Below are 26,038 nucleotides of genomic sequence, written 5' to 3'. Positions count from 1 at the left end.
AGGCGCAGCGCCGGAGACGGCCGTCGGCGGAGCTGCCGGGGTGCGGGTGCGGAGGTGCCAGCGGGGTGACAGCGGAGAGCCAGGGCCTTGATATCGGTGTCGCGTAGAAAGGTGGAGCCCGAAGTCTTGGCCTCCGGCAGGTTCAGCGCATCGTCGGCCGGGACCGTCCCGGTCGGCAGCTGTTCCCCGGACTCACAAGGAGACACCATGGCTGACAACACCCTCGCCTCTCTCGCCCAGGAGATCCTGGACCTCGAGTCGGAGACCTTCGAGATCACCGATTACTCGGACGCCAGCGAGGTCATGCTCGGCTCCTCCACAAGCTGCTCCTCCACCAGCACCTGCTCCAGCACCACCAGCACCACCTCCTGCACCGCCTGACGCCAGTCGGCGGGATCGACGGTCCCCGGCGCGTGACATACGCGCCGGGGACCGTCTGTGCCCGGTGTACGGTGCTCCGCCCGGACTCCGGCGGTCACGGGAACGGGTGCGGCACCCGCCGCAGGTCCTCCTCCCGCAGGGGCGCGGGAACCAGGCCGGCGCGGTGCGGCGCGGTCCGCAGGCGCGGCATGTGCAGGGCACGCTGCCGCAGCCAGCCGAAGTCGATCGGCAGCAGTCCGGGGGCGAGGGTGGCCACCGTACGCAGTCCCATCCGGCGCTGCTCCGGCGTGGTCTGGTCGACGGCGATGACGTCGCAGCCGGCGCCGCCGAGCAGGTCGCGCAGGAGCAGGAGGTCGTCGCGGAGGTCCGCGGTGCGCGGACGGTCCTCCTCCCAGCCGGTGAACAGCTCGGCGAGCGAACCGACGCGGGGCGGGGCGAGATAGCTCGCGGCGTGCCGGCGCATCGAGGGCAGCCCGAACAGCGCCGCGTGGTCCGGCAGGCGCTTGACGAGGTCGAAGTCCTCTGCCATGGCGGCGAGTTCGGCGGGCCGTTCGGCGACCTGGCCGGGCAGGTGCGGGATGTAGGTAAGGATCTCGGAGACGGCGGACTCGACGGCGGTCTCCGGGTCGAAGGAGGCGCCGGCCGCGAACGCCATGGTTCCCGGCCCGTCGTCACGGCGGACCGCGAGGCCGGTGACGACGGGCACCGGCAGGTCCACGCGGTTGTCGAAGACATGGACGTCGTAGCCCTGGAGCGCGGCCCGCGCCACCATCGCCCGCACCTTCGGACCACGCACCGAGGCCAGGTCGATCTCCCGCAGGGGCAGGTCGCCGTACCAGCCGAGCAGGAAGGCGTCCCGTTCGATGAGCTCCAGGAGGCCGAAGAACACGGCCTCTTCCCATGTCCCGCCGGTGGCGCAGCCGTTGGAGCACTCGAACACGAAGTTGTCCTCGCGGGTGCCCGCGCTGTAGTACACGAGCCGGGCCGGTACGAGCACCGGACGCGCATCGCGCAGCGACCAGCCGGTGACCCACGGCAGGGGCCGGGCCGGGTCGAACGGCTCGACCATCGGGTCCCGCGCGTAGGTGCGGGGTGCGTAGATTCCGCACACGCGCGGGTCGAGGGCCTGGTCGCCGAGTTCGTCGAGGGAGGCGGTGACGACCGGGGCCCGGTGGCGGCGGTGGGTGCCCGCGTACCGTTCCAGACCTTCCAGGAAAGCCAGGTCGCGGCTGGTCGCGTAGGAGTTGGCCTGGCCGCTCCAGGTGACGTCGGTGAGTCCGGCGTAGCCGCGCATGAAGACGCTGCCGGCGACCGGCGCGGTGGTGGGCGAGGTGACGTCGATCCAGGTGCCGCCGCCGAGCACCCCGCACAGCGGATTGGCGAGGCCCTTGACCGGCAGGGGGTAGTCGGCCGGGCCCCGCAGCCGGTAGGCGTCCGGGTGCGGCTTCGGGCGGGAGGACGGTGGCGCCGGGACGGCTTCCGCCGCGGCCTGTCGCGCGGCCTCCTCGGTGAACGGACGGCAATTGGGGCACATCGGCTCGGGCACGATCGGGAAGGTGCGTACCCGGAGGGTGTCCAGGTCGAGTTCGGTGATCCGCGGGAGTGCGGTGTCGGCGCCCTCGGCGGTGTGCCGGGCGGCGCCGGTGGTGATGAGGCGGTACAGGGACCACGCGGCGTCCACGGCGTGGTCCGGCAGAACGGGCCACCGGCCTGCCGCGGTGGTCTCCGTACCGGTCTCCAGCGCCTCACGTTCGGTGCGGGTGCGCAGCCGCTGACGACGCATGGCCAGGCAGGTTCCACACGCGGGACCGGCGTCGGGGGCACCGCCCCAGGGGCCGAGCAGGATGGCCTGGGCGGTGAGGTGGACGAGGGCCGCGCTCGGAGGCACGGGCCGCTCGTCCGGGTGGGCGGCCGTTCCCGTGGGCCCGGGCAGGTCGGGCCGGTGGCCGAGGACGTTGGCGTCGCCGATGCGGGAGACGGCCGGCGCGGGCAGGCCGGCCGCCGCGGCGCGGCCCGCCAGGCGGGACTGGAGTTCCGCGCGTGCGGCCTCCAAGGGGGAGGCGGCCTGCGCCGCGACGGCGGTCATGGCCGGTTGCTCCAGCGGAAGATCCGAGTGGCGACCAGCCCGAAGACCAGGGCGAACACGACGAGTCCCGCGCAGTCCACGGCGATGTCGCCGAGGTCTCCGCGACCGCCGAAGGCGTCGGTGAGCCCGTCATTGAGGTAGTGCAGAGGCAGCACCTTGGCGACCGAACGCAGCCAGTCCGGCATGAGGTCGTCGGGGAAGAACGAGCCGGAGAGGAAGGCCATGGGCACCATCACGATGTTGGCGATGGCCGCGACCGCCTCCGGGGTGTTGGCGATGCTGCCGACGACCAGCCCCATGGCGAGGAAGGCGGTGACGCCCAGCACCAGCAGCGGAGCCGCCGCCCACCAGGGCCCGTTGAGCCGCAGGCCGAAGAACGGCAGCAGGGCGACGGCGGTGAAGAACACCGTCTGCACGAGGGCGACGCCCAGCGCCACGGTCCAGCGGGAGGCGAGCAGGGTGCGCAGCGGGGTCGGGGTCCGCCAGATGAGGCGGAGCAGGTCGTCCCGGCGCCACTGCATCAGGGCGAAGGCGACGGAGAACACCGCCGCGTTGCCCACGCCCCACGAGAGCACGCCCGGGGCTATGTAGTTGATGGACGACAGCCCGCCGTCGACCTGCTGGCCCTGGAAGATGAGGCCGAAGAGGACCAGGAAGGCGAGCGGGAAGGCGAAGGTGAAGAAGAGGGTCGTCTTGTCGCGCACGCTCGCGACGTAGGTGGCCCTGGTCAGTGCGGCGTAGGCGCTCAACGGTGGTGCTCCGATCCGGTGCCGGTCAGCGACAGGTAGGCGTCTTCGAGGGTGGGGGTGCGGACGGTGACCGTGCCGATGTCCACGAGGTCACCGAGGACGGTGAGGACGCGGTGGGGGACGGTCGTCTCCAGGGCGAGGTCGTTGTTCTCCACGGTGGCCCGGTCCACGCCGTCCAGCGCGAGCGCCGCCTCGCGGGAGAGCCCGGCGGCGGGGACGAGCAGCCGGGTGGGGGCGGCGAGGGAGCGGATGAGGTTGCGGGGCGTGTCGAGCGCGACGACCCGGCCGCCGGCGATGATCGCCACCCGGTCGCAGAGCGCCTCGGCCTCCTCCAGGTGGTGGGTGGTGTAGATGATCGTGCGCCCCTCGGCGCGCAACGAGCGCAGCACGTCGCACAGTTCGCGCCGCGCCTCCGGGTCGAGGGCGGCCGTCGGTTCGTCCAGGAAGATCAGCTCGGGTTCGTGGAGCAGCGCGGTGGCGACCGCGAGGCGCTGGCGCTGACCGCCGGAGAGGTGGTCTATGCGGGCGTTCTCCTTCTCGGTGAGGCTGACGCGCTCCAGCGCGGTGGTCGCGGCGGCCGGGTCCACGCCGTAGAGCGCCGCGACCGTGCGCAGGTGCTCCCCGGCGGTGAGGCGGGCGAAGAACGCCGCCGCCTGCGTCTGCACCCCGATGCGGGCCAGCAGCGCGGTGTCGCGCGGCCAGGGGCTCTGCCCGAAGACGGTCGCGGTGCCGGAGTCGGCCTCGCGCATGCCCCCGACGATCTCCACCAGCGTGGTCTTGCCGGCGCCGTTCGGGCCGAGGATGCCGAAGAACTCGCCCTGCCGTACGTCGAGGCTGACGCTGTCCAGAGCCGTCACCTCCCCGTACCGCTTGGTGATGCCGTCCAGGGCGACGACCGTTTCGGTGGCGGTCTTGCCGGGGACGGCCCCGGTCTTGCTCTCGGGTGTGCTCATTGCCTCTTTCCTCGGGTTGTTCCATGGGCTCGGGACGTCCGGGAGCGGTCCGGCCCCCATGGACGGGGCGTCGTGCCCCGGCGTAACGGTGGGGCGTGTGGTGGGGCTGAGGTCCGGGCGCTCCGGGGAGGAGGCGGGGCCGCGTCCACCGGCTGCTTCCGCGGAGACGGGCGCGCCGGTCGCGGGCGGCGGGGTGCGCCGGGACCGGCCGAACGAGCCGAGGGCCCACAGGAGCAGTACGGCGGCGAGCAGGGCGGCGGGCAGCCACCAGGCCAGGGTCGCGAGGCCGTCCGGCAGGACGGCGCGCAGTGCGGCGCCGCACAGGGCCAGGAGCGCGGCGCTCTGCACGGCGGTCAGCAGGGCGAAGCCGCTGTACAGGACACGCAGCCGGGGCGGGTACGCGGCCGGGCCGGGGCCGCGGCGGAACAGGGCGCGCACCACGATGCCCATGAAGTCGCGGCTGCCGGTGGCGAGTTCGGTGACGTCGAGGGCGTGGCCGAGGGCCCGGTATCCATCGAGGGGCGGCAGCGGCAGCAGGTTGGCGAGGGCGGAGACCACCCCGAGGAGGAGCAGCGCGCCGAGCGCGGGGCGGGCCTGGGCCTGTGAGGGGAGCAGCGCCCACACCGGGTAGAAGGGCACCAGGAAGAGCAGATTGGCGAAGACTCCGGCACCGGCGGTGGCGACCTTGCGGCCGCGGCTGCCGAGGAACTGGACGTCCTCCACCGTGCAGTAGAGATGCGTCGCGCCGAGAACCCAGCGCAGCCCGACCTCGGTGACGCGACCGCCCCAGGCCCGTGCGAACAGGCCGTGGGCGAGTTCGTGGAGGGCCAGGCTGCACCACAGGACGCAGCCGACGGCGAGCAGCAGGGCGGGCTGGCGCGCCGTCTCCTCGGTCTGCCGCCACAGTGTGCCGGCCTGGACGGCGACGGCGGCGAGCAGCGCGACGGCCGCCGCGACGAGCGCGGCCAGCACGGCGGGCCGCCGGGCGGGGCGGGTCAACCGGTGCAGCCGGTCCATGAGCGCGGGCGCGTCGGCGACCAGCCGGGTCCGCCCGGCGAGGATGCCGCTCGGCGGTACGGCGGGCGTCGCCGCGGGCACGGCGGCCGGTGCGGGGGCGCCGTCGAGGAGGTCGCGGCCGTGCAGCAGCCGGAGCATCTGCCCCCACTGGGCCTCGCCGAGGCGGACGCCGAACTCGCCGGCGTACGCGTGGCCGATCTCGTCGAGGCTGTGACTGCCGTCGAGCCGGGCGATGATGAAGTGCTCCTTGGGACCGATCTCCAGACGCCGCCCGGTGCGCGGGTCCATCAGCAGGTGAATGCGGCCGGTGCCGCGCACGAGGCTGGGGCCGAACACGACGTCGTCCCGCACGCGCGGCCGGGCGGCGAGAAACGCCTCGGTGCTCACCCTCCGCCTCCCGACACCCGGCCGCCTGCCGGTGTACCCCCGGCGTCCGTTCCGTCCGCGCCCGTTTCCCCGGCGTCGTTCGCGGCCTCTTCGCGCAGAGCGCGGGCCAGGACGTAGGAGAGGAACGCTTCGTCGCGGATGGTCATGCTCAGCCGATTATTCGTCATGTGCATGTACGGCGAGAGCAGCATGGGCAGCGCGTGAGCCGGGTCGGTCGGGCGGATGTCGCGGCTGTTGTCCCACGCCCGGAAGGTCAGTTCGCCGCGCAGGGTCAGCTCCTGGGCCCGGTCGCGCAGTTCGGCGCAGTGCTCGGCCCAGCCCCGCAGGAACGCGGGCAGCCGTTCCGGCTCGCCCTGGGACACCGCGTCCCGGATACGGCGGAAGTGGTCGGGAAGGCTTGTGCCCATCGCGGTGTAGGCGCGGTCGTAGCCCTGGGTGGCGGTGTAGTTCGTTCCGTTGAACGCCCGGTCCCAGAAGGAGTGGTAGCGGTCGAGGAAGGCGAGCAGCGCCTCGTCGTCCTTGAGGAACGTGCCGGACATGACCATCATCAGCTGGGCGGAGAGCCCGAGGAGCACGGTGCGCAGGTGCAGGTTCATGCTGCGCGCGGCCTCGATGACCAGGTCGCTGGAGCGCTGGAAGTGCCACTCGGCGAGTGCGACACCGCTGGGACCGCCGTATTTGCCGTACTCGGGCTCGTACGGCCGGTCCTCGAAGGAGTTGTTGGGGCGCAGCCGCATCCGGCCCTCGGGGCCGAGGAACTCGGCGCGCTGGTCCTCGGTGTACTCCAGGGTGAACAGGGTCTCGTACAGCTCGGCGAGGAAGCCCGCCTTCACCTCGTACAGCGCCGGCCGTTCGCGCAGGAAAGCGGCGAGGGCGGCGTGTGCCCGGTCCCGGACGACGGGGGCGTCGGCGGCCCGGCGGGGACGCAGGCGCAGCCGCAGGTGCGGGCCCTCCAGCCAGTAGTTGATGAAGAAGTACCCGGCGAGCAGGCCCTCCTCGGTGAGGCTGTCCACCAGCGGCTTGACGCATTGCAGAAGCAGCGGGCGGGGGCTGGCGGCGTAGAAGACGTGCACGGCCAGCCAGTCGCCGGGAAGGTCGTCGGCCAGCGGGTCGGGGGCGACAGGGGAAGTGGTGGGTGCGGAGGGTGCGTTCATTGGGTTCTGTCCTCTTCGGGCAGGCGGGCCGGGCCGGGCAGCATCTCGACGGCGAGTTCCGCGACGTGTCGCCCGCGCGGTGAGGTGACGTGGAGTTCGCTCTCGCCGGGCAGCATCTCCTCGAAGACGGTGCGGGCGTGCCTGCCGGACAGGAGCCCTTCGAGCGCGGTGAGGGAGAGCGGGCTGTCGAAGTCGACGTACTGGGGCTTGGAGCCGCCGAACCAGCCGCCGCCCTCACCGGAGCTCTCCTCGTGGACGGTGGCGAAGACCCGGGCGGGCAGTCCGTGCCGGACGCGCCAGCGGTGCCAGGCGAGGTACCAGTCGCCGTCGGTGGCACCGGGAGCGCGCAGCGGGAGGCTGCCGTCGGCCGCGGTCCAGGAGCGCCGCTGGAGTACCAGGGAGTGGTGGCGGACCCGGGGCCTTCGCGTGACGCCCCCCTCCTCCGGCCCGGCCGGCACCCCGCGCCACACGTCCGGAACGGACCGGGCGGTCGGCGAGAACAGCAGCAGGGTGCGGGGGATCTCGGGCAGCACCATGGGGACGAGGTAGCCGAGATAGAGCGGGACGACCTCGCGGTCCAGGCGGCGTGAGCGCAGGACGAGCCGGTCGGTGGCCGCGTCGTGCACGGCGTGGAGGTCGTCGAGGTGCAGACGGGCCTCCTCGGGAGCGGTGCTGTGCTCACCGGGGCAGATGATCTCGTAGTCGGTGACGCGGCCGTGGAGATTGAGGTTGGTGGTGGCGGCGCCGGCGGTGATCTCGGCGAAGACCGCGCCGGGCGGCAGCAGTCGGCGCAGCTCCTCGCGCAGCGCGTCCGTCAGGCCGGTGGTGTCCGCGCCGTCGAAGCAGTGGGTGAAGCGGGTGAAGGGGAAGCACAGGCCGCCGAAGGAGTCGTTGAGCACCACCAGCGGATCGCCTTCCCGGCGGGCCAGTTGAAGGAAGTGGCTCTGCGGCTGGAAGGCGGGCGCGGCGGTGCCCAGCGCTTCGGCCACCTCGTCCACGACAGCATCGTCGAGAACGAACTCATCTGCCCCGCAAGGTAGTTCGGCCCAGAGCGTGCGCATCCTGGTGGTCAGGGCCGCGCGCGCCCGGTCGATGGCGGTGATCTCCGGCATGCCGAGCCAGTTCTCCTCCGGGGCGAGGCTGCCGTCCGGGAGACGGTCGTCCTTGGTCGCGGTGAACTGGAGGTACTGCCGGAAGATGTCCTCGTGGAAGTCGTGGACCAGCCGCAGCAGGTCCTCGCACCGCCCGCCGCGTCCGAAGCGGGCGAGGAAGAAGCCTTTGAGGGTGAGCCGCTGGGGCAGCGCCACGTCGAAGGCGGGCAGCACACGCCCGATCGAGCGGAGCGGGGCGGCGGCGAGCGCGGTCCACTCGGCGAGGCCGGCGGTGGTGGCACCGGCGGAGACGTCCTCGTAGACCAGGGTCTGCGGCAGCACGGGCCGTTCGGCACCGAGGCCGGTCTGGATGGAGAGGAGGCCGGAGCGGAGCGTTCTGAGCAGGGCGCGGCGGCCTGGGACGTCCGCCGCCGGGTACCGGGCGAGGACATCGGCCGGTCCGTCCAGGTGGGCGGCGAGTTCGTCGGCCCAGGGGCGTTCGAGTGCGCGCAGCGACCTCTGGAAGGCGCGCAGCGGCTCGGGTTCGTGAACTCCGGCGGCGAGGCCGGGCAGTTGCAGCATGCCGAGGTCGAGCAGGGCGGTGAGGTAGTGTCCTGCGGCCTCGTCGCCTGCGCCGGTGGTGGTCGCCAGCCAGCGTGCGAGGTCGCCGTGGCGGAGGGTGCCTTCGTGGTCCCGCAGCAGGGCGAGCATTCCGTCCAGGGTGCCCCGGCGGCGGAGGAACAGAAGCCGGTCCTGGGCGGCGTCGAAGCTGACCGAGGCGCTGTCGTCGCCCGCGGTGACGGCCCGCTGGACGTAGCGGATACGGTCGTCGTCCAGTTTCCATCCGGAGGCGAGGGCGACCGGCAGGCCGGCGCGGCGCCGCGGGTCGGCGGCGACCAGCTCGGCGAGCCGGGTGAGCACGACGACGTTGAGCCGGCAGTGGCCCGTCCAGTCGTCGCCGACGTGGGTGGCGGCCGGGGTGCCGTCCGCGTCCGCCGTCGCGAAACCGCCGAGGGCGACGCCGGTGAGGGTGCTGAAGGGACTGGTCTTGCACGCGGTGCGGTAGACGTAGGAGAGCAGGGAGCGCTCCATCTTGCGGGCCCGCTTGCCGGGTACGGGGGAGGGGTCGGCGGCGAACGCGTCGAGCCGTTCCTCCAGGGTGGGCGAGGCGAGCAGCAGGCCCCTGCGCAGCCGGTCGTCCAGGGCGAGTTCACGCAGGGCCGTGCGGGTGCGGGCGAGTCCGGCCGCGAGGACGGTCTCACCCTCGGCGCGCAGTTCGGCCCAGCGGACGCGGGCGTCGAGCCAGGCATCCAGGCCGGCTCCGGTGCTGCCGCCGATCCCGGCGGCCAGGGCGCGGGCCGCGTCGAGGTCCGTCGGCAGGCGGTTGTTGAAGACGTTCCGGCGCAGCGCGAGCAGACGACGGCGCTGTGTGGCGTCCTCGGTGGCGCCGACCACGGCGGACAGCGGGTCGCTGAGGACGGCGCCGAGGCCGGTGAGCCGGTCCTCCTCGGCGGCGGCCCGGACGGCCCAGTCGGCCGCCTCCGGGGCGCGCAGGGTGACCACGGTGTCGGCCGGGAGGCCCGCGACGCGCAGCATGAAGCGGCTGTGCAGGGCCGCGGACTCGCCGGCGGCGATGGGTCCCTCGGCCGGATCGCCGGCGGCGATGGGTCCCTCGGCCGGGCTGGTGGCGGTGGGGCTCATGCCCTTCCCCTTTCGTGTGGGGTGTGCTGACCTTCGCCGGAGGGCCGCCGGGGCGACGGGTGGTCCCGGGGCGGGACGGTGCTTCGGGTCATGGCGCGACGATGTCGTAGCGGTAGTCGGCGGAGCGGGAGCGTTCGTGGCCGACCATCATGATCAGCAGCGGGATCTCGCCCGACTCGGCCAGCCCGAGTTCTTCTTCGAAGGAGACGCTGTCGAAGCCGAGGGCGACGCCGCAGCCGGTGCCGACCGCTGAGGCGGTGGTGTAGACGGCCTGGGCGACGGCGCCGACGACGGCGTTGACCAGCCGGTAGCCGCGGTCCCCGACGGCGTCGAGCACCGCGTGGGTGCGGGCCACGGGCACCAGGACGGCGGCGGCCTGCTCCACGTTGTAGTTGGCGAGGAAGTAGTTCTGCTGAAGAAAGGGGCCGTAGTCGCCCGACTTCATCAGCACCAGCTCGCCGGTGTCCCGGTCGTACTCGTAGAGGCCGGCGGCCACCTCGCGGACATGGTTGACGAAGACGCACAAGCGGGTCAGGGGAGCGCCGCCGGGCGATTCGGCGTCGCTGTCCAGCGTGCCCGCGGCGACCGCGGCCCGCAGCAGGGAGGAGAGCCGGGCCGCGTCGAGCGGCTCGGCGGACGTGAACCGCCCGAAGCTGCTGCGGCGTTCGCGCAGCGCCCGGCGTACGGAGACCTCCAGCGGCGCGGGCGACGGCAGCGGGACGCGGTCGCCGGGTACGGCGGGAGAGGCGAGGGAGCCGTCGAGGACGCCGGGGGCGGGCCGGTCCGCGGCGCCGTCCAGGGTGGCGGCGTGGATGCGGCGCAGAGTCGGGAAGGGCAGTATCCGGCGGGACTTCTCGTCGGGCACCCGTCGTACGAAGGCGCCGGGCGTCGGTGGTGCCGGTGCCGCCGGAGCCGTGGCGGCCCAGCGCAGTGGTACGACGGCGAATATCCCGTCCTCCTCGGGAGCCAGCCCGAGGAGTCGGCCGAGCCGTGGCTCGTCGAACCAGAAGGCGCTGCCGAGACGCAGGCCGTGCGCGCGGGCCCACATGCGCCAGGTCTGCACCAGGGCGCCGATGTCCATCGTCACGGCGTGGTAGCAGAAGCTGTTGTACTTGAACGAGTTCTGCCAGAACGTCACGCCGAGGACGAGGAACTGGTCGGTCTCGGCGGCTTCTTCCAGATCGCCGAGCGCCGTGCGGACCTCCGCGCTCACATCGCCCGACAGGAGCCGTGTGACGCGGTGGCGCGGAGTGTCGTAGTAGTAGACGCCCGGGGTCAGGGGGCCGCTCGCGCCGCTGATCCAGTGGACGCCGATGGGGTAGAGGCCGCCGCCGGAGGCGGTGCCGCGGGACCAGTTGGCGTGGGAGTAGAACGGCAGGGAGCCGAGGTCGGTGTTGGCCTGGACGGCGAGGCGGCGCCCGGTCAGACCGTAGGAATCGCGGAGCATCGCTCCGAGCAGAGGCAGCGTGAACGCTCCGGTGCCCGACCGGCCGAACAGGCCCCGGCCGAGGGTCGCGTCCTCGGCGCAGCCGCCGTCGGGCAGCGGCACGGACGGGGCGCCGGGGAAGAACTTGCCCTTGCGGGGACGGTCGGACCAGTCGGGGACGAAGTCCGCCGGTTCCATGGGGACCCGGCCCCGCCGCATCACCGCGGTCGCGTACTCATGGGCGTATCCCACGGTCACTCCCTCTTCTTCTCGTGCTCGTCTGCGATGGCCCGCCGCGGCTGAGGTGCCCGGCGCCGGATGGTGGGTGGTACGAACGTCTGGTGCTGCTGCGTTGGTCCCGCGGGGCGCGCGGAGTTCAGGGGAACGGGTGCGGGGCCGGGTTGAGGCCGTCCGGCGGCAGGTCGCCGCCGCACAGTCCGGCCTCGCGCAGCGCGGTACGGGCCCGCGGCATCAGGGGGCCGCGCTGCCGGCTCCAGCCGAAGTCGATCGGGATCAGACCTGGCACCAGGACCTTGACCGTGTGAAAGCCGAGGGCCCGCTGTTCGGCGGCGGTCTGGTCGACCACCACCACGTCGAATCCCCGCGCCGTCACGGCACCGACGCACGCCTCCACGTCCTCCCGCAGATCGGCCGAGGCGGAAAGGGCGCCGGGCCCCGAGGCGAGCGACGACAGCGCCACCCGGTCCGCGTCGTCCCGGCCGCGCAGCAGGAAGTCGGTGTACCGGCCCATCTCGGGCAGTCCGTACAGGAGCGGGTGGTCGTGCAGCACGCGCACCTCCCCGAAGTCGTCCGCCATGCGGCGCAGCCGGGACTCCTCGCGGGCGGTACGGCGGCGGAGGTTGACGGAGTCGGTGGCGATCTCACAGAGCCCGCCGGCGAGCGCGGCCTCCGGATCGAGGGAGGCGCCCGCACCGAAGCAGAGCAGTCCCGGCCCACCGTCGACGCGTTCGGCGACCGCGGTCACCACCGGCACCGGGAAGGTGACGCGGGTGTCGAAGAACCGCGCCCGGTACCCGTACATCGCCAGCCGGTCGACCATGGCACGGGTCGCCGGCCGTGTGCTGCTCGACGGGTCGATCTCGGGCAGCCGGGCCCGGCCGAACCACGACAGCAGGAACGCGTCGCGCTCGACGGTCTCCATCAGCCCGTGGTAGACGGCCTCGGCGAGACTGCCGCCGGAGGCACAACCGTTGGAGCTCTCCTGGACGAAGCGCCGCCGGACGCCACCCGGTGCGTGGTAGTACGCCACGACCTCGGGTACGAGAACCGGCCGGTCCTCGCGCAGCGACCAGCCCCACACCCACCGCAGCGGGCGGTCCGGGGCGAAGCGCGGCGCGTCCGGTTCGGCGGCGTGGAAGGCGTCGGAGTACAGACCGGTGACCCGCGGATCGACCACCGGGTCGCCGAGGTCGGCGAGGTCGTCGACGGAGGCGGTCACCACGGTCCGCCTGGCGCGGGCCCGCATCCCGGCGTACCGCTCAAGACCCTCCAGCAGCCCCACCCGCACACTCGCGCCGTACGTCCCGGTGTGGCCACCCCAGTAGCAGTCCCGCAGGTAGTCGCCGGAACGAGTGGTGAACGCGCCGATCGCGGAGGAGGTCGAGGCGGACGTCAGATCCGGTACGGCGCCCGGGCCGAGCATGCCTGTGACGGGGTTCGCGAACGCCTCGGGCACCAGGCCGTACGCGTCCAGCGGGCGCACCCGGAAGCTGTCCGGGGCGTGCTTGGGGCTGGATTCCAAGGTGATCCGGGCGGCCTCGGCGGTGTCGTCGGGGCGTGACCCGCAGGACGGGCACTCACCGTCCGGCACCAGCGGGAACCGGGCGACGCGCAGCGTCTCCAGATCCAACAGCCAGACCCATGGATGGCGGGCGGGGCGAGGCCGCCCGGCCGCCGCCGCGACGAGGGCGGACAGGGCATCCACCGCGAAGTCGGCCCGCCACGGCGGAGTGCCGGTGGCCCGGGTCTCCCCGCCGCGCTCGACGGCGTCCCTCAGGTACCCGGCCCGCACCGACTGCCAGCGGCGGGCCAGACACCTCGGACAGCCCGGGCCGCCGGCCGCGGTCACGGGGCCGACCACGGCATGGTGCCCGTACAGCCCGACCTGAACGGTGCCGGGGGCGAGCCGGTCCGATCCGTCACCCAGCTCGTCGCGACGACCGAGCGGGACCACCACGGCCGGCGGCGTGCCGGGGTGGCGGCCCGCGCGCCGGCCGAGGGAGGCGGTCAGCGCGGCGCAGACCTCGTCCCACGGCCCGGTGGGCACCGGTTCGTGCGGCGCGGCGCGGCCACGCGGCGCGGCCGCGGTCTCAGTCGGCACAGTTCTCTCCGCGGGTCAGCAGGACGCGCACCGTGTGGATGCGGCCGGCCGCGAGGTCGGGTGCGGGCAGCGGCACCGCGAGGGCGTCCCGGCCGGCGGCGGCGAGGCCGTCGAGCACCGCGGCCCAGGTGGTGCCGGTGTCCGGCAGCGGTACGGCACCCTCGCCGACGAGGGTGGCGGCGTCCAGGTCGGCCCACAAGGGGTCGCCGGTGTCGGGGTCTTCCGTGCCGCGACGCAGCTGTTCCGCGCCGATCAGGTCGCGCAGGGCCTCCAGCGCGGCATCCCGGTGCCGCAGACCGCTCCCGGTCGCCCAGCGCACCGCCCCGGTCTCCGGATCGGTGAGGCGGGCCAGGACGACAGGCAGCAGACCACCGCCGGCGGCGGTGAGGTCGAGGATCTCGACGGTGACGCCGAGGTTGTCCGCCGAGCGCAGCAGGAAGAGCGTCTCGGGATCAGCGGCGAGGGAGGACGCGTCCACGGCGGGCACGGGGGCGGTGCGGCGGACGGCGCCGCGCAGCGCGTCGAGGGCGAGCGCGGTCGCCAGGGCACGGGCGAGCGCGGCACGCGGGCTGCCGGCGGCGCCGGTGCCGGCCGAGGTGGGCTCGAACAGGCCCAGGTCGTTCCAGCGGCCCAGCGTGCGGGCGGCGCCCACCGGCACCAGCACGGTCCGGCCGTCGGTCATGGACACGGCCTCGCTCCAGTGGGCGACCTGGTCCGCCGGGACGTCGAGACCGCTGGAGACGGCCAGTTCGGCGGGCGCGACGCGCGTCCATTTGCCCGCGGCGGCCTGGAGCGTGGCGGCGCCGAGCACGCGGGGCGGTACGACGTGTTCGGCGTACACCTCCGCGGCGCGGAAGAGAGCGGTGAGGCGGGCGCCGGCCACGGTGTGGACGTCCGCCGCGGAGATGCGGCGGATCCGGCCGGGCGCGATGCCCAGGCGGACGGTGCTGACCTTGAGCGGTGTCTGCTCCCAGTCGTCGTCGGCGAACGCGGTGAAGACACCGGTCCGCTCGTGGACGAGGACGTCACGCTCCTCCAGTGCCGCGAGCAGGATCCGGGCGGCGTCCTCGTCCGCGGCTCCGTCGGCGGGCAGCGCGGCGGGTTCGTCGTCCGCGTGGGGCGTGCGCAGCACATCGCCGGGGAGCGCGGCGGGTTCGGCGGCGCCGGTGTCCTCGGCCGCGCAGTACGGACAGCGGGGGTGCGGCAGCAGCGGCTCGGTCAGCACGTCGAGGGAGTCGAGGTCCTGGACCACGACCTGGTTGCGGGTCTCGGCGGGCAGCGCCCCGGTGGCGAGGCGGAACACCTCGAAGGCGAGGAGGTTGCCGAGCATGCCCGCGAGCGGGCCGGTGATGCCGGGCACGGGGGCGCCCAGCGGTGCGGCGGGGCCGACGGAGGCCCACAGCTCCGCACTGTCGGCGGCGTCGGCGCCCGCACCGAGCCGCAGGGCGGCGCAGCACCAGCAGCCGGGGGTGCCGGCGGTCATCAAGGGGCCGACGACGGCACGGTTGCCGAAGGTCCATGCGGCGAGCAGGCGGCGGCCCGCGGGTACGCCCTCGGCGAGCAGCCGGAGCAGCTGACGGCGCCCGGCCGCACCGGTGACCAGAACGGTGTCCCAGCCGTCGAGGTCGTGCCAGCCGTATGTCCCGTCGCCGGGACGGGCTCCTCCGGTGTACGTGGCTCCGGCGGGCGACGTCGCGGCGGCGGGCGCGGCCAGCCAGACCAGACGGGGGGCGCAGCCCGCTTCGGCGAGGATCGCGGCCTCCGCGTCGAGGCCGGCCGTGCTCTCGGCGCCGTGGGCTCCGGGGGAGCGCACGTCGTGCGGCGGGTCGGGCTCGGTGACGGCCACGGCGGCGCAGCCGTTGCGGAGAAGGCCGAGCGCTGCCCAGCGGGACAGGGCGTCGTCGCCCAGGACGGCGACCGGGGCGGAGCGGAAGCGCAGGAACCGGCCGGGCGCGTCGTCCGCGTAGTGGTCGAGGTAGTCGAGCTGATCGGCGAAACGCTTCGCCACCTGGGGCGACACGGCGTCCGCCGGAGGTATGGACCCGGCGTCCCGGGCGAAACCACGCGCGTAGAGTGCGCGCACGAGTTGGACCACCATGTCGCGCTGCTTGTCCCCCAGACCGGCGCACAGCTCCTCGACGCGGCGCTCGCCGTTGAGGTGGGGCACGATCACCGCGGCGAACCGGTAGGCGGACTGGGTGACGACGTTGAACCCGCCGTGGGCGTTGTGGAAGAGCACCCCGGACGGGGTCCGGGTGAACAGGACGTCCCTGCGGATGCGGGGCCGCGACTGAGCGATCTCCTCGTAGGGCGCGGGAGCATGAGCCATGAGGGCGAAAACCTCCGGAGAGCGGGGACGGTCAGCCGGCGGCCGACGGGGGGAGGTCCGTCGGGTCGGTGGTGGCGGCGGTCGGCAGGCTGGCCCCGGCCGCATGGACGAAGAGCCGGAGCAGGGCGTGGACGCGGTAGCAGCCGGACGGGTCCTCTTCCAGCAGCCCGGCATTGACGAGGGCGCGCAGGACCAGGGGGCCGGGGGCCGGTGGAGAGGCCCGTTCGAGACCGGTCGGTGCCTCGGCGGCGGGCGGCGGTGACAGGCCTGCGGCAGTCAGCGCGGGGTGCCCGCCGGTCGGTTCGCCGCGCAGGACGGCGCCTTGCAGGTCGCGCAGCGCGGGGCCGGGATCCACGCCCAGCTCCGAGGTGAGGTGGGCGTGGATCCTGCGGTACTCGGCCAGTGCCTCGGCACGCCGCCCGGAGCGGTACAGGGCCTCGATGAGCAGGGCGGACAGCCTCTCGTGCCCGGGATCGGCCCGGACCGCCTCGCGGACCTCGGCGATCATCTCCCGGTGCTGTCCCAGACGCAGTTCACCGTCGAAGACCCGCTCGACGGCGAGAAGCCGCTCCTCGGCGAGGCGCGGCACGAGGTCGCGATGGAGCTCGTCGGAGTGCACGTTGCCGAGGACAGGGCCCTTCCACAGGCACAGCGCGGTCCGTGCGAGGTGCAGCGCGGACTCCGGATCGTCGCTGGCACCGGACCGGGCCAGCAACTCGCGGAACCGTAAGAGATCGAGGGTGTCCGCGTCGGCGGGGAGCCGGTAGCCGCCGGGGACGGCTTCGATGGCGTGGTCGGCTATGCCGTACTTGGCGAAGAGCCGGCGCAGTCGCAGCACACAGGTGTGGAGCGCCGACCGGCCGCCGGCCGGGGGCCGGCTTCCCCAGACCACGCGCTGGAGCAGATCGGCGGAGACCACCTCGCCGGGATGCAGCAGCAGCGCGGCGAGCAGCGAAGCCGGTTTGGACGGCTGCAACACGACCGTCTCGTGGCCGTCGGTGATGGCCAGCAGGCCGAGTACCAGGAAGCGGGGCCGGCCGGTGGCCGCCGCCGCGGTCGTCGGTTCGGGGAGCGAGTCGTCAGGCGCGGGGGCACCGGGTTTCACCACCACAGCCTTTCGCATCGCACGATGGGTGGGGTTGTACACCAACGGCCTTGCGGGTAAGCGCACTTGACCACGACGGGGTGGTGTGGCGGGTGCAAGCGGGCTACCGAGGATGAAACCTAGATTCGCTCGGGCACCGCGTCCAGAGGTTGGCATGAAACATCTGGTTATATCCGAGGTCGTCGAAGCTTCTGATGCCCAAGTACGGCGATGTGGTTTCGGCGGGCGGCCGGCCTGGGCATGACTCCGGCCAGGAGTGTCGCGGCATCCCCGTACGCCGCACACAGGGGAGGATTCATGCAGTGGTGGGCGCTGATCCCAGTCGCCTCGATGGTCACCGGGCTCGCCGCTCTGTACCTCATAACCCGGCGCAAGCGCCGGGCCGAAGGTGCTGATGAGCGTTATGAGGAACTCTCGCGGAAGTACACCGCGCTGCTTGAGGACTCCACGTCGGGCGAACTGCCCAACGGCCAGTCCCGCCATCCGGATTCGCACTGAGCGTCCGGCGCACGGTCACCGGAAGACCCCGACGGGCCCGCCTGCTGGGCGAGTCCGCCGCCCGGCAGAGGTATCGATCCACGGCCTTGCGCCGCGAACGCGCTCCGCGGTGTCGCGGCGGTCTCCCTCGGGGTGTGCTCATCGGGCTCTCGCCCCGTCGCCGTATCGCTGATGCCTGACGTCCCGGTTCCACGGACGCGAAAGAAGCGGTAAAAGCGGGAAATCGGCATCCCTCGCCCGGCGCCGGTCGGCCATACGATTCGCCCGGTACCCCATGGGGTACCCTTTCGGGCCGCGATTGGCCAGGGCTGCAAGTGCTATGGCACACTGTCCAGGTTGCTCGGTTGAGCGCCAATGCTGCACGCCTCCCGCCGGGAGGACCGGAAGCGAGTCCCACTGTACTCGTCGTCCCAACTGCCTTACGGGGCAGCGCTAGGACGGACGTACGGGAATCTTCCGGGAAGTGTCAGCAGGGTGCCGGCCAGGCACCCGGTAGGTGTTCGGCCTCCGGTTCCGCGGTCTTCGGGTCCGCACCCTTCGGTTGGGAAATCCTTCGGGACTTCTCTCTGGAAGGGATGCGACACGCCCGACCTCGGGGGTCGGAGACAGAACAAGCGGTGCACGACATCGCAGCCCTACCAGGTCCCAGAGCGTTACGAGAGACAGGACTACGAAGTAGCCATGGCGGGACAGAAGATCCGCATCCGGCTCAAGGCCTACGACCACGAGGTCATCGACTCTTCGGCGAAGAAGATCGTCGAGACGGTGACGCGTACTGGTGCGTCGGTCGCAGGCCCGGTGCCGCTGCCCACAGAGAAGAACGTGTACTGCGTCATCAAGTCGCCGCACAAGTACAAGGACTCGCGCGAGCACTTCGAGATGCGCACGCACAAGCGCCTGATCGACATCCTCGACCCGACGCCCAAGACCGTTGACTCGTTGATGCGCCTGGACCTTCCGGCCGGCGTCGACATCGAGATCAAGCTCTGAGAGGCGCGGAAGAGATGGCAAAGCAGATCAAGGGCGTCCTGGGCGAGAAGCTCGGCATGACCCAGGTCTGGGACGAGAACAACCGTGTCGTCCCGGTAACCGTGGTCAAGGCCGGACCCTGCGTCGTTACCCAGGTCCGTACGAATGACTCCGACGGCTATGAGTCGGTCCAGATCGCCTTCGGCGAGATCGACCCGCGCAAGGTGAACAAGCCCCTCAAGGGCCACTTCGCCAAGGCCGACGTGACCCCCCGCCGCCACCTGGTGGAGCTCCGCACCTCCGACGCGGCCGAGTACACGCTCGGCCAGGAGGTCACTGCCGACGTGTTCGAGTCCGGCGTCAAGGTTGACGTCACGGGCAAGAGCAAGGGCAAGGGCTTCGCCGGTGTCATGAAGCGCCACAACTTCCGTGGTCTCGGCGCCGGTCACGGTGTCCAGCGCAAGCACCGTTCGCCCGGTTCCATCGGTGGCTGCGCCACCCCTGGCCGCGTGTTCAAGGGCATGCGGATGGCCGGCCGGATGGGTAACGAGCGCGTGACCACCCAGAACCTGACCGTTCATGCCGTTGACGCGGAAAAGGGCCTGATCCTGATCAAGGGTGCGGTTCCTGGTCCGAACGGCGGCCTCGTCCTGGTCCGTACCGCGGCCAAGGGGGCCTGAGGTAACTGATGAGCACCGTTGACATCCTTTCGCCGGCAGGCGACAAGGCCGGGACCGTCGAACTCCCCGCGGAGATCTTCGACGCCAAGGTCAGCATCCCGCTGATCCACCAGGTCGTTGTCGCCCAGCTGGCCGCTGCCCGCCAGGGCACGCACAAGACCAAGACCCGTGGCGAAGTCCGCGGCGGTGGCAAGAAGCCGTACCGCCAGAAGGGCACCGGCCGCGCCCGTCAGGGTTCGACCCGTGCGCCGCAGTTCGTAGGCGGTGGCGTCGTCCACGGCCCGCAGCCGCGTGACTACTCGCAGCGGACCCCGAAGAAGATGAAGGCCGCCGCCCTGCGCGGTGCCCTCACCGACCGGGCCCGTCACTCCCGTATCCACGTCGTCTCCGACGTGGTCGAGGGTGCGGCGTCCACCAAGGCCGCCAAGCTCCTGCTGGGCAAGGTCAGCGACCGCAAGAACGTGCTGCTGGTCGCCGAGCGCGCCGACGAGGCCGCCTGGCTGTCCGCACGCAACCTGCCCCAGGTGCACATCCTGGCGCCGGGCCAGCTGAACACGTATGACGTGCTCGTCTCCGACGACGTGGTCTTCACCAAGGCCGCTTTCGAGTCCTTCGTGTCTGGGCCCAAGCCCGTTGAGACCGAAGGGAGCGAAGCCTGATGGCTACGCGACACCCGAGCATCGCCAGCAAGGCCGCCAAGGCCGCAAAGGCCGCGCGCAAGGCCAAGGCCCGCCGCGAGCCCGGCCCCGTCGTTGAGACTCCGCTGAGCAAGGCCTTCTCTGACCCGCGCGACATTCTTGTCAAGCCGGTCGTCTCCGAGAAGAGCTACGCGCTGCTGGACGAGGGCAAGTACACCTTCGTGGTGCTGCCCTCCGCCAACAAGACTCAGATCAAGCAGGCCGTCGAGGCGGTCTTCTCGGTCAAGGTCACCGGGGTCAACACGATCAACCGCCAGGGCAAGCGCAAGCGCACCCGCACCGGTTTCGGCAAGCGCGCTGACACCAAGCGCGCCATCGTGACCCTCGCTGAGGGCGACCGAATCGACATCTTCGGCGGCCCGACCTCCTGACGGAGGTCGAGTCGTCCGGAATCGGACGAGGACTGAGAAATGGGTATCCGCAAGTACAAGCCGACGACCCCGGGCCGTCGTGGCTCCAGCGTCGCCGACTTTGTCGAGGTAACGCGGTCCACGCCGGAGAAGTCGCTGGTCCGCCCTCTGCACAGCAAGGGCGGCCGTAACAACGCCGGTCGTGTGACCATGCGCCACCAGGGTGGTGGCCACAAGCGCGCCTACCGCGTGATCGACTTCCGTCGTCACGACAAGGACGGCGTGCCGGCCAAGGTCGCGCACATCGAGTACGACCCCAACCGCACCGCGCGCATCGCGCTCCTGCACTACGCAGACGGCGAGAAGCGCTACATCATCGCCCCGGCCGGCCTCTCGCAGGGCGCCCGGATCGAGAACGGCCCCGGCGCGGACATCAAGCCGGGCAACAACCTCCCGCTGCGTCACATCCCGGTGGGTACGACGGTTCACGCCATCGAGCTGCGGCCCGGCGGCGGCGCGAAGTTCGCCCGTTCCGCGGGTTCTTCCGTGCAGCTGCTCGCGAAGGAAGGCTCTATGGCCACCCTTCGTATGCCGTCAGGTGAAGTACGCATGGTCGACGTCCGCTGCCGCGCCACGATCGGTGAGGTCGGCAACGCCGAGCAGTCGAACATCAACTGGGGCAAGGCCGGCCGTATGCGCTGGAAGGGCGTCCGCCCCTCCGTCCGCGGTGTCGCCATGAACCCGGTCGACCACCCGCACGGTGGTGGTGAGGGCAAGACCTCCGGTGGTCGCCACCCGGTCAGCCCGTGGGGTCAGAAGGAGGGTCGTACTCGTTCTCCCAAGAAGGCGAGCAACAAGTACATCGTCCGCCGCCGCAAGACGAACAAGAAGCGCTAGGAGCGGGTTTAGATGCCGCGCAGTCTCAAGAAGGGGCCCTTCGTCGACGACCACCTGATCAAGAAGGTGGCAGTCCAGAACGAAGCAGGCACCAAGAACGTCATCAAGACCTGGTCCCGTCGCTCGATGATCGTCCCGGACATGCTGGGCCACACGATCGCGGTGCACAACGGCAAGATCCACGTCCCGGTGTTCGTCACCGAGTCGATGGTCGGCCACAAGCTCGGAGAATTCTCGCCGACTCGCACCTTCCGCGGCCACGTCAAGGACGACCGGAAGTCGAAGCGCCGCTAACGCGGGGTGGAACGACTATGACTTACACCGAAGGGACAACCATGGAAGCCAGGGCCCAGGCGCGGTACATCCGCGTCACGCCCATGAAGGCCCGCCGAGTGGTGGACCTCATCCGTGGCATGGATGCCACGGAGGCTCAGGCGGTCCTGCGTTTCGCCCCGCAGGCCGCGAGCGTGACGGTGGGCAAGGTGCTCGACAGCGCCATTGCCAACGCCGCTCACAACTACGATCACACCGACGCCAATTCGCTGGTCATCAGCGAGGCGTATGTGGACGAGGGTCCGACCCTGAAGCGGTTCCGGCCGCGCGCCCAGGGCCGTGCCTACCGGATCCGCAAGCGGACCAGCCACATCACCGTGGTCGTCAGCAGCAAGGAAGGAACCCGGTAATGGGCCAGAAGGTTAACCCGCATGGGTTCCGGCTCGGTATCACCACCGACTTCAAGTCGCGCTGGTATGCCGACAAGCTGTACAAGGACTACGTCAAGGAAGACGTTGCCATTCGTCGCATGATGACGAAGGGCATGGAGCGGGCCGGCATCTCGAAGGTCGAGATCGAGCGCACCCGCGACCGCGTCCGCGTTGACATCCACACCGCACGTCCGGGCATCGTCATCGGCCGCCGCGGCGCCGAGGCCGACCGCATCCGCGGCGAGCTGGAGAAGCTGACCGGCAAGCAGGTCCAGCTGAACATCCTCGAGGTCAAGAACCCCGAGGTCGACGCTCAGCTGGTGGCCCAGGCCGTCGCCGAGCAGCTGTCCTCGCGTGTCTCCTTCCGTCGCGCCATGCGTAAGAGCATGCAGTCGACGATGAAGGCCGGCGCCAAGGGCATCAAGATCCAGTGCGGTGGCCGTCTCGGCGGCGCCGAGATGTCCCGTTCGGAGTTCTACCGCGAGGGCCGTGTGCCCCTGCACACGCTCCGCGCGAACGTGGACTACGGCTTCTTCGAGGCCAAGACGACCTTCGGCCGCATCGGTGTGAAGGTCTGGATCTACAAGGGCGACGTCAAGAACATCGCCGAGGTGCGTGCCGAGAACGCCGCAGCCCGCGCGGGCAACCGCCCGGCTCGTGGCGGCGGCGCCGGCGGCGACCGTCCGGCCGGCCGTGGTGGCCGTGGCGGCGGTGGCGAGCGCGGTGGCCGTGGTGGCCGCAAGCCGCAGCAGAGCCCGGCTGCCGAGGCCCCCAAGGCCGAGGCCGCTGCCGCTGCTCCGGCCGCGGAGGCGACGCCCTCTTCTACCGGCGGAACGGAGGCCTGACCGACATGCTGATCCCCCGTAGGGTCAAGCACCGCAAGCAGCACCACCCGAAGCGCAGCGGTATGTCCAAGGGTGGCACGCAGGTGGCGTTCGGCGAGTACGGCATCCAGGCGCTCAGCCCGGCGTACGTGACGAACCGCCAGATCGAGGCCGCTCGTATCGCGATGACCCGTCACATCAAGCGTGGCGGCAAGGTCTGGATCAACATTTACCCGGACCGTCCGCTCACCAAGAAGCCTGCCGAGACCCGCATGGGTTCCGGTAAGGGTTCCCCCGAGTGGTGGATCGCGAACGTCAAGCCCGGTCGGGTGATGTTCGAGCTGTCCTACCCGAACGAGAAGATTGCGCGTGAGGCGCTTACCCGCGCTGCTCACAAGCTTCCGATGAAGTGCCGGATCGTTCGGCGCGAGGCAGGTGAGTCGTGATGGCGGCCGTTACCAAGACGTCCGAGCTGCGCGAACTGGGCGACGAGGAGCTTGTCGGCAAGCTTCGCGAGGCCAAGGAAGAGCTGTTCAACCTCCGCTTCCAGGCGGCGACCGGTCAGCTCGAGAACCACGGTCGGCTCAAGGCCGTCCGGAAGGACATCGCGCGGATCTACACCCTGATGCGTGAGCGCGAGCTGGGCATCGAGACGGTGGAGAGCGCCTGATGAGCGAGAGCAACGTGACCGAGACCAACACCGACCGTTCCTTCCGCAAGACCCGTGAGGGTCTCGTGGTCAGCGACAAGATGGACAAGACCGTCGTCGTCGCTGTCGAGGACCGCGTCAAGCACGCGCTGTACGGCAAGGTCATCCGCCGTACGAACAAGCTCAAGGCGCACGACGAGCAGAACGCCGCCGGCATCGGCGACCGCGTCCTCCTGATGGAGACCCGGCCGCTGTCCGCCACGAAGCGGTGGCGCATCGTCGAGATCCTCGAGAAGGCCAAGTAATCCCTCCGAGGGGATTCCCTCGGAATAGTTCCGCCAGGCTCCGGGGGACCGCCGTACGCGGTGGTCCCCCGGGGAACCGGCAGACGATCAGGAGAAACACGTGATCCAGCAGGAGTCGCGACTTCGTGTCGCCGACAACACGGGTGCGAAGGAAATTCTCACCATCCGTGTTCTCGGTGGCTCGGGTCGCCGCTACGCGGGCATCGGTGACGTCATCGTCGCCACCGTCAAGGACGCGATCCCCGGTGGCAACGTGAAGAAGGGTGACGTCGTCAAGGCGGTCATCGTTCGCACCGTGAAGGAGCGTCGTCGCCAGGACGGCTCGTACATCCGCTTCGACGAGAACGCCGCTGTCATTCTCAAGAACGACGGCGACCCTCGCGGCACCCGTATCTTCGGCCCGGTGGGCCGTGAGCTGCGCGAGAAGAAGTTCATGAAGATCATCTCGCTCGCGCCGGAGGTGCTGTAAGCATGAAGATCAAGAAGGGCGACCTGGTTCAGGTCATCACCGGTAAGGACAAGGGCAAGCAGGGCAAGGTCATCGTGGCCTACCCCGAGCGTGACCGTGTTCTGGTCGAGGGTGTCAACCGGGTCAAGAAGCACACCAAGGCCGGTCAGACGGCTCGCGGTTCGCAGACCGGTGGCATCGTGACGACCGAGGCCCCGATCCACGTCAGCAACGTTCAGCTGATCGCGGAGAAGGACGGCAAGAAGGTTGTCACGCGCGTCGGGTACCGCTTTGACGACGAGGGCAACAAGATCCGCGTTGCCAAGCGGACCGGTGAGGACATCTGATGACTGCCACCACTTCGCCGCGTCTGAAGACGCGCTACCGCGAAGAGATCGCCGGCAAGCTGCGTGAACAGTTCCAGTACGAGAACGTCATGCAGGTCCCCGGTCTCATCAAGATCGTGGTCAACATGGGTGTGGGCGACGCCGCTCGCGACTCGAAGCTGATGGACGGCGCGATCCGCGACCTGACGACGATCACCGGCCAGAAGCCGGCCGTCACGAAGGCCCGGAAGTCCATCGCGCAGTTCAAGCTGCGCGAGGGTCAGCCGATCGGCTGCCACGTCACGCTCCGTGGTGACCGCATGTGGGAGTTCCTGGACCGTACGCTGTCGCTCGCGCTTCCGCGTATCCGTGACTTCCGCGGTCTGTCGCCGAAGCAGTTCGACGGCCGTGGCAACTACACCTTCGGTCTCACGGAGCAGGTCATGTTCCACGAGATCGACCAGGACAAGATCGACCGGGTCCGGGGCATGGACATCACCGTGGTCACCACGGCGACCAACGACGACGAGGGTCGTGCCCTCCTTCGTCACCTCGGCTTCCCGTTCAAGGAGAACTGACCGTGGCGAAGAAGGCTCTGATCGCTAAGGCCGCCCGCAAGCCGAAGTTCGGCGTGCGCGGTTACACCCGCTGCCAGCGCTGCGGGCGTCCCCACTCCGTCTACCGCAAGTTCGGCCTCTGCCGTGTGTGCCTTCGTGAGATGGCCCACCGCGGCGAGCTGCCGGGCGTCACCAAGAGTTCCTGGTAGTCCTCCCTTTCAGGGAAGCCTCCAGAAGCTCTCGGTAAGCAACTGGTTGGCGGGAGCCCTTCCCCATATGCCGTAGGCTGCTGGGGTTGGGCGCCCGCTGACTCGGACCGCCCGCGGGCTGAACAGCCCGCAGACAACGCTTACTACGCCGTAGGTCCCCGCACCGCACCCGTCCCGACTCTGATCGGGGAGAGGGATGGCGCATACAGGAAACCCCGGCGAGAGAGGCCGAAGGCCAATCAATGACCATGACTGATCCCATCGCAGACATGCTCACGCGTCTGCGTAACGCGAACTCGGCGTACCACGACGACGTCGTGATGCCGCACAGCAAGATCAAGTCGCACATCGCGGAGATCCTCCAGCAGGAGGGCTTCATCACCGGCTGGAAGGTCGAGGACGCCGAAGTCGGCAAGAACCTCGTCCTGGAGCTGAAGTTCGGCCCGAACCGTGAACGTTCGATCGCCGGCATCAAGCGCATCTCCAAGCCGGGTCTGCGCGTGTACGCGAAGTCCACCAATCTGCCCAAGGTGCTCGGCGGCCTGGGCGTGGCGATCATCTCCACGTCCCACGGTCTCCTCACCGGCCAGCAGGCAGGCAAGAAGGGCGTAGGTGGGGAAGTCCTCGCCTACGTCTGGTAGTCGGGAACGGAGGAAAAGCTAATGTCGCGAATCGGCAAGCTCCCCATCCAGGTTCCCGCCGGTGTGGACGTCACCATCGATGGCCGCACGGTCGCGGTGAAGGGCCCCAAGGGTTCCCTCTCGCACACCGTCGCCGCGCCGATCGAGGTCACCAAGGGCGAAGACGGCATCATTCAGGTGCTGCGTCCGAACGACGAGCGTCAGAACAAGGCCCTGCACGGCCTGTCCCGCACGCTGGTGGCGAACATGATCACCGGCGTGACCCAGGGATACGTCAAGGCGCTCGAGATCAGTGGTGTCGGTTACCGCGTCCAGGCGAAGGGCTCCAACCTGGAGTTCGCCCTGGGCTACAGCCACCCGATCCTCATCGAGGCCCCTGAGGGCATCACCTTCAAGGTCGAGAACCCGACGAAGTTCTCCGTCGAGGGCATCGACAAGCAGAAGGTCGGCGAGGTCGCCGCCAAAATCCGCAAGCTGCGGAAGCCTGACCCGTACAAGGCCAAGGGTGTCAGGTACGCGGGCGAGGTCATCCGCCGCAAGGTCGGAAAGGCTGGTAAGTAAGC

28 protein-coding genes are annotated in these 26,038 nt (G+C 70.9%); 19 read left to right on the top strand and 9 right to left on the bottom strand.

The genetic code is table 11. From position 1 onward, the window contains the following. Window positions 1–207: 207 nt before the first annotated feature. A complete protein-coding gene (locus tag ACIP6N_RS09135; RefSeq protein WP_031179489.1) occupies window positions 208–381 on the top strand; it encodes a thiazolylpeptide-type bacteriocin in 174 nt (57 codons plus the stop codon). A gap of 94 nt (window positions 382–475) precedes the next feature. Here ACIP6N_RS09135 and ACIP6N_RS09130 read toward each other — a convergent pair whose 3' ends face one another. The 9 genes from ACIP6N_RS09130 to ACIP6N_RS09090 all read right to left on the bottom strand — a co-directional run bounded on the left by ACIP6N_RS09130 (window position 476) and on the right by ACIP6N_RS09090 (window position 16,738). After that, the gene (locus ACIP6N_RS09130) at window positions 476–2,467 is read right to left on the bottom strand and encodes a TOMM precursor leader peptide-binding protein (protein WP_401814080.1); all 1,992 of its coding nucleotides are present in this window, start codon (window positions 2,465–2,467) and stop codon (window positions 476–478) included. Next, a complete protein-coding gene (locus ACIP6N_RS09125; protein WP_401814078.1) occupies window positions 2,464–3,216 on the bottom strand; it encodes an ABC transporter permease in 753 nt (250 codons plus the stop codon). Before ACIP6N_RS09125 ends, ACIP6N_RS09130 begins: the two co-directional genes overlap by 4 nt. Beyond that, window positions 3,213–5,573 carry an ATP-binding cassette domain-containing protein gene (locus ACIP6N_RS09120; RefSeq protein ID WP_401814076.1) on the bottom strand — a complete coding sequence of 787 codons (2,361 nt, stop codon included), beginning with the start codon at window positions 5,571–5,573 and terminating at the stop codon, window positions 3,213–3,215. The genes ACIP6N_RS09125 and ACIP6N_RS09120 overlap by 4 nt, the downstream gene beginning before the upstream one ends. Further along, entirely contained in the window at window positions 5,570–6,727 is a 1,158-nt protein-coding gene (locus ACIP6N_RS09115; RefSeq protein WP_401814075.1) for a lantibiotic dehydratase C-terminal domain-containing protein, read from the bottom strand. The genes ACIP6N_RS09120 and ACIP6N_RS09115 overlap by 4 nt, the downstream gene beginning before the upstream one ends. After that, a complete protein-coding gene (locus tag ACIP6N_RS09110) occupies window positions 6,724–9,519 on the bottom strand; it encodes a lantibiotic dehydratase (protein ID WP_401814074.1) in 2,796 nt (931 codons plus the stop codon). Before ACIP6N_RS09110 ends, ACIP6N_RS09115 begins: the two co-directional genes overlap by 4 nt. Before the next feature lie 88 nt (window positions 9,520–9,607). After that, window positions 9,608–11,197 (bottom strand): nitroreductase family protein, encoded by a 1,590-nt coding sequence (locus tag ACIP6N_RS09105; protein ID WP_401814072.1) that lies wholly within the window; start codon window positions 11,195–11,197, stop codon window positions 9,608–9,610. Between the two features lie 124 nt (window positions 11,198–11,321). Then, window positions 11,322–13,286, bottom strand: a complete 1,965-nt coding sequence (locus ACIP6N_RS09100; protein WP_401814071.1) for a TOMM precursor leader peptide-binding protein — start codon at window positions 13,284–13,286, stop codon at window positions 11,322–11,324. Next, entirely contained in the window at window positions 13,276–15,615 is a 2,340-nt protein-coding gene (locus ACIP6N_RS09095) for a TOMM precursor leader peptide-binding protein (protein ID WP_401814069.1), read from the bottom strand. Before ACIP6N_RS09095 ends, ACIP6N_RS09100 begins: the two co-directional genes overlap by 11 nt. Window positions 15,616–15,646: 31 nt before the next feature. Next, window positions 15,647–16,738, bottom strand: a complete 1,092-nt coding sequence (locus ACIP6N_RS09090) for a BTAD domain-containing putative transcriptional regulator (RefSeq protein WP_401814068.1) — start codon at window positions 16,736–16,738, stop codon at window positions 15,647–15,649. Window positions 16,739–17,017: 279 nt separating this feature from the next. On the opposite strand from ACIP6N_RS09090, the gene ACIP6N_RS09085 reads away from it, so the two are divergent. The 18 genes from ACIP6N_RS09085 to rplF all read left to right on the top strand — a co-directional run bounded on the left by ACIP6N_RS09085 (window position 17,018) and on the right by rplF (window position 26,036). Then, window positions 17,018–17,218 carry a hypothetical protein gene (locus tag ACIP6N_RS09085; protein WP_401814067.1) on the top strand — a complete coding sequence of 67 codons (201 nt, stop codon included), beginning with the start codon at window positions 17,018–17,020 and terminating at the stop codon, window positions 17,216–17,218. A 681-nt stretch (window positions 17,219–17,899) separates the two neighbouring features. Next, window positions 17,900–18,208: a 30S ribosomal protein S10 gene (gene rpsJ, locus ACIP6N_RS09080; protein ID WP_003948644.1), complete on the top strand. Its 309-nt coding sequence runs from the start codon at window positions 17,900–17,902 to the stop codon at window positions 18,206–18,208. 14 nt (window positions 18,209–18,222) lie between these two features. After that, complete coding sequence (gene rplC, locus ACIP6N_RS09075; RefSeq protein ID WP_401814066.1) at window positions 18,223–18,867, top strand: 50S ribosomal protein L3; 645 nt, start codon at window positions 18,223–18,225, stop codon at window positions 18,865–18,867. An 8-nt stretch (window positions 18,868–18,875) separates the two neighbouring features. Further along, entirely contained in the window at window positions 18,876–19,526 is a 651-nt protein-coding gene (gene rplD / locus ACIP6N_RS09070; RefSeq protein ID WP_401814065.1) for a 50S ribosomal protein L4, read from the top strand. Beyond that, window positions 19,526–19,936, top strand: a complete 411-nt coding sequence (rplW, locus tag ACIP6N_RS09065; protein ID WP_401814063.1) for a 50S ribosomal protein L23 — start codon at window positions 19,526–19,528, stop codon at window positions 19,934–19,936. The genes rplD and rplW overlap by 1 nt, the downstream gene beginning before the upstream one ends. 39 nt (window positions 19,937–19,975) lie before the next feature. Next, window positions 19,976–20,812 (top strand): 50S ribosomal protein L2, encoded by an 837-nt coding sequence (gene rplB, locus ACIP6N_RS09060; RefSeq protein ID WP_401814062.1) that lies wholly within the window; start codon window positions 19,976–19,978, stop codon window positions 20,810–20,812. A 12-nt stretch (window positions 20,813–20,824) separates the two neighbouring features. After that, the gene (gene rpsS / locus ACIP6N_RS09055) at window positions 20,825–21,106 is read left to right on the top strand and encodes a 30S ribosomal protein S19 (protein ID WP_040024281.1); all 282 of its coding nucleotides are present in this window, start codon (window positions 20,825–20,827) and stop codon (window positions 21,104–21,106) included. Window positions 21,107–21,147: 41 nt separating this feature from the next. Then, window positions 21,148–21,495, top strand: a complete 348-nt coding sequence (gene rplV / locus ACIP6N_RS09050) for a 50S ribosomal protein L22 (protein ID WP_401814417.1) — start codon at window positions 21,148–21,150, stop codon at window positions 21,493–21,495. Continuing rightward, window positions 21,495–22,361 (top strand): 30S ribosomal protein S3, encoded by an 867-nt coding sequence (gene rpsC / locus ACIP6N_RS09045; RefSeq protein WP_401814061.1) that lies wholly within the window; start codon window positions 21,495–21,497, stop codon window positions 22,359–22,361. The genes rplV and rpsC overlap by 1 nt, the downstream gene beginning before the upstream one ends. A gap of 5 nt (window positions 22,362–22,366) precedes the next feature. Beyond that, complete coding sequence (rplP, locus tag ACIP6N_RS09040; protein WP_014154587.1) at window positions 22,367–22,786, top strand: 50S ribosomal protein L16; 420 nt, start codon at window positions 22,367–22,369, stop codon at window positions 22,784–22,786. Next, window positions 22,786–23,010, top strand: a complete 225-nt coding sequence (rpmC, locus tag ACIP6N_RS09035) for a 50S ribosomal protein L29 (RefSeq protein WP_401814059.1) — start codon at window positions 22,786–22,788, stop codon at window positions 23,008–23,010. Before rplP ends, rpmC begins: the two co-directional genes overlap by 1 nt. Then, window positions 23,010–23,294 (top strand): 30S ribosomal protein S17, encoded by a 285-nt coding sequence (gene rpsQ / locus ACIP6N_RS09030; RefSeq protein ID WP_401814058.1) that lies wholly within the window; start codon window positions 23,010–23,012, stop codon window positions 23,292–23,294. Before rpmC ends, rpsQ begins: the two co-directional genes overlap by 1 nt. A gap of 100 nt (window positions 23,295–23,394) precedes the next feature. Further along, window positions 23,395–23,763, top strand: a complete 369-nt coding sequence (gene rplN / locus ACIP6N_RS09025) for a 50S ribosomal protein L14 (RefSeq protein ID WP_003966950.1) — start codon at window positions 23,395–23,397, stop codon at window positions 23,761–23,763. A 2-nt stretch (window positions 23,764–23,765) separates the two neighbouring features. Further along, a complete protein-coding gene (gene rplX, locus ACIP6N_RS09020; RefSeq protein ID WP_401814057.1) occupies window positions 23,766–24,089 on the top strand; it encodes a 50S ribosomal protein L24 in 324 nt (107 codons plus the stop codon). Continuing rightward, window positions 24,089–24,646, top strand: coding sequence for a 50S ribosomal protein L5 (gene rplE, locus ACIP6N_RS09015; RefSeq protein WP_401814056.1), 558 nt, complete (start codon window positions 24,089–24,091; stop codon window positions 24,644–24,646). Before rplX ends, rplE begins: the two co-directional genes overlap by 1 nt. Window positions 24,647–24,648: 2 nt before the next feature. Further along, window positions 24,649–24,834 (top strand): type Z 30S ribosomal protein S14, encoded by a 186-nt coding sequence (locus ACIP6N_RS09010; protein WP_003948630.1) that lies wholly within the window; start codon window positions 24,649–24,651, stop codon window positions 24,832–24,834. A gap of 242 nt (window positions 24,835–25,076) precedes the next feature. Next, on the top strand, window positions 25,077–25,475 hold the full coding sequence (gene rpsH / locus ACIP6N_RS09005; protein ID WP_319680019.1) for a 30S ribosomal protein S8: 399 nt from the start codon (window positions 25,077–25,079) through the stop codon (window positions 25,473–25,475). Between the two features lie 21 nt (window positions 25,476–25,496). Continuing rightward, window positions 25,497–26,036: a 50S ribosomal protein L6 gene (rplF, locus tag ACIP6N_RS09000; RefSeq protein ID WP_401814054.1), complete on the top strand. Its 540-nt coding sequence runs from the start codon at window positions 25,497–25,499 to the stop codon at window positions 26,034–26,036. Window positions 26,037–26,038 lie beyond the last annotated feature (2 nt).

The sequence above is a fragment of the Streptomyces sp. NPDC088725 genome (assembly GCF_044751305.1).
Lineage (GTDB): Bacteria > Actinomycetota > Actinomycetes > Streptomycetales > Streptomycetaceae > Streptomyces.
Note: the sequence above shows the minus strand (reverse complement) of the source record. Positions and strands in the feature narration are given on the sequence as shown.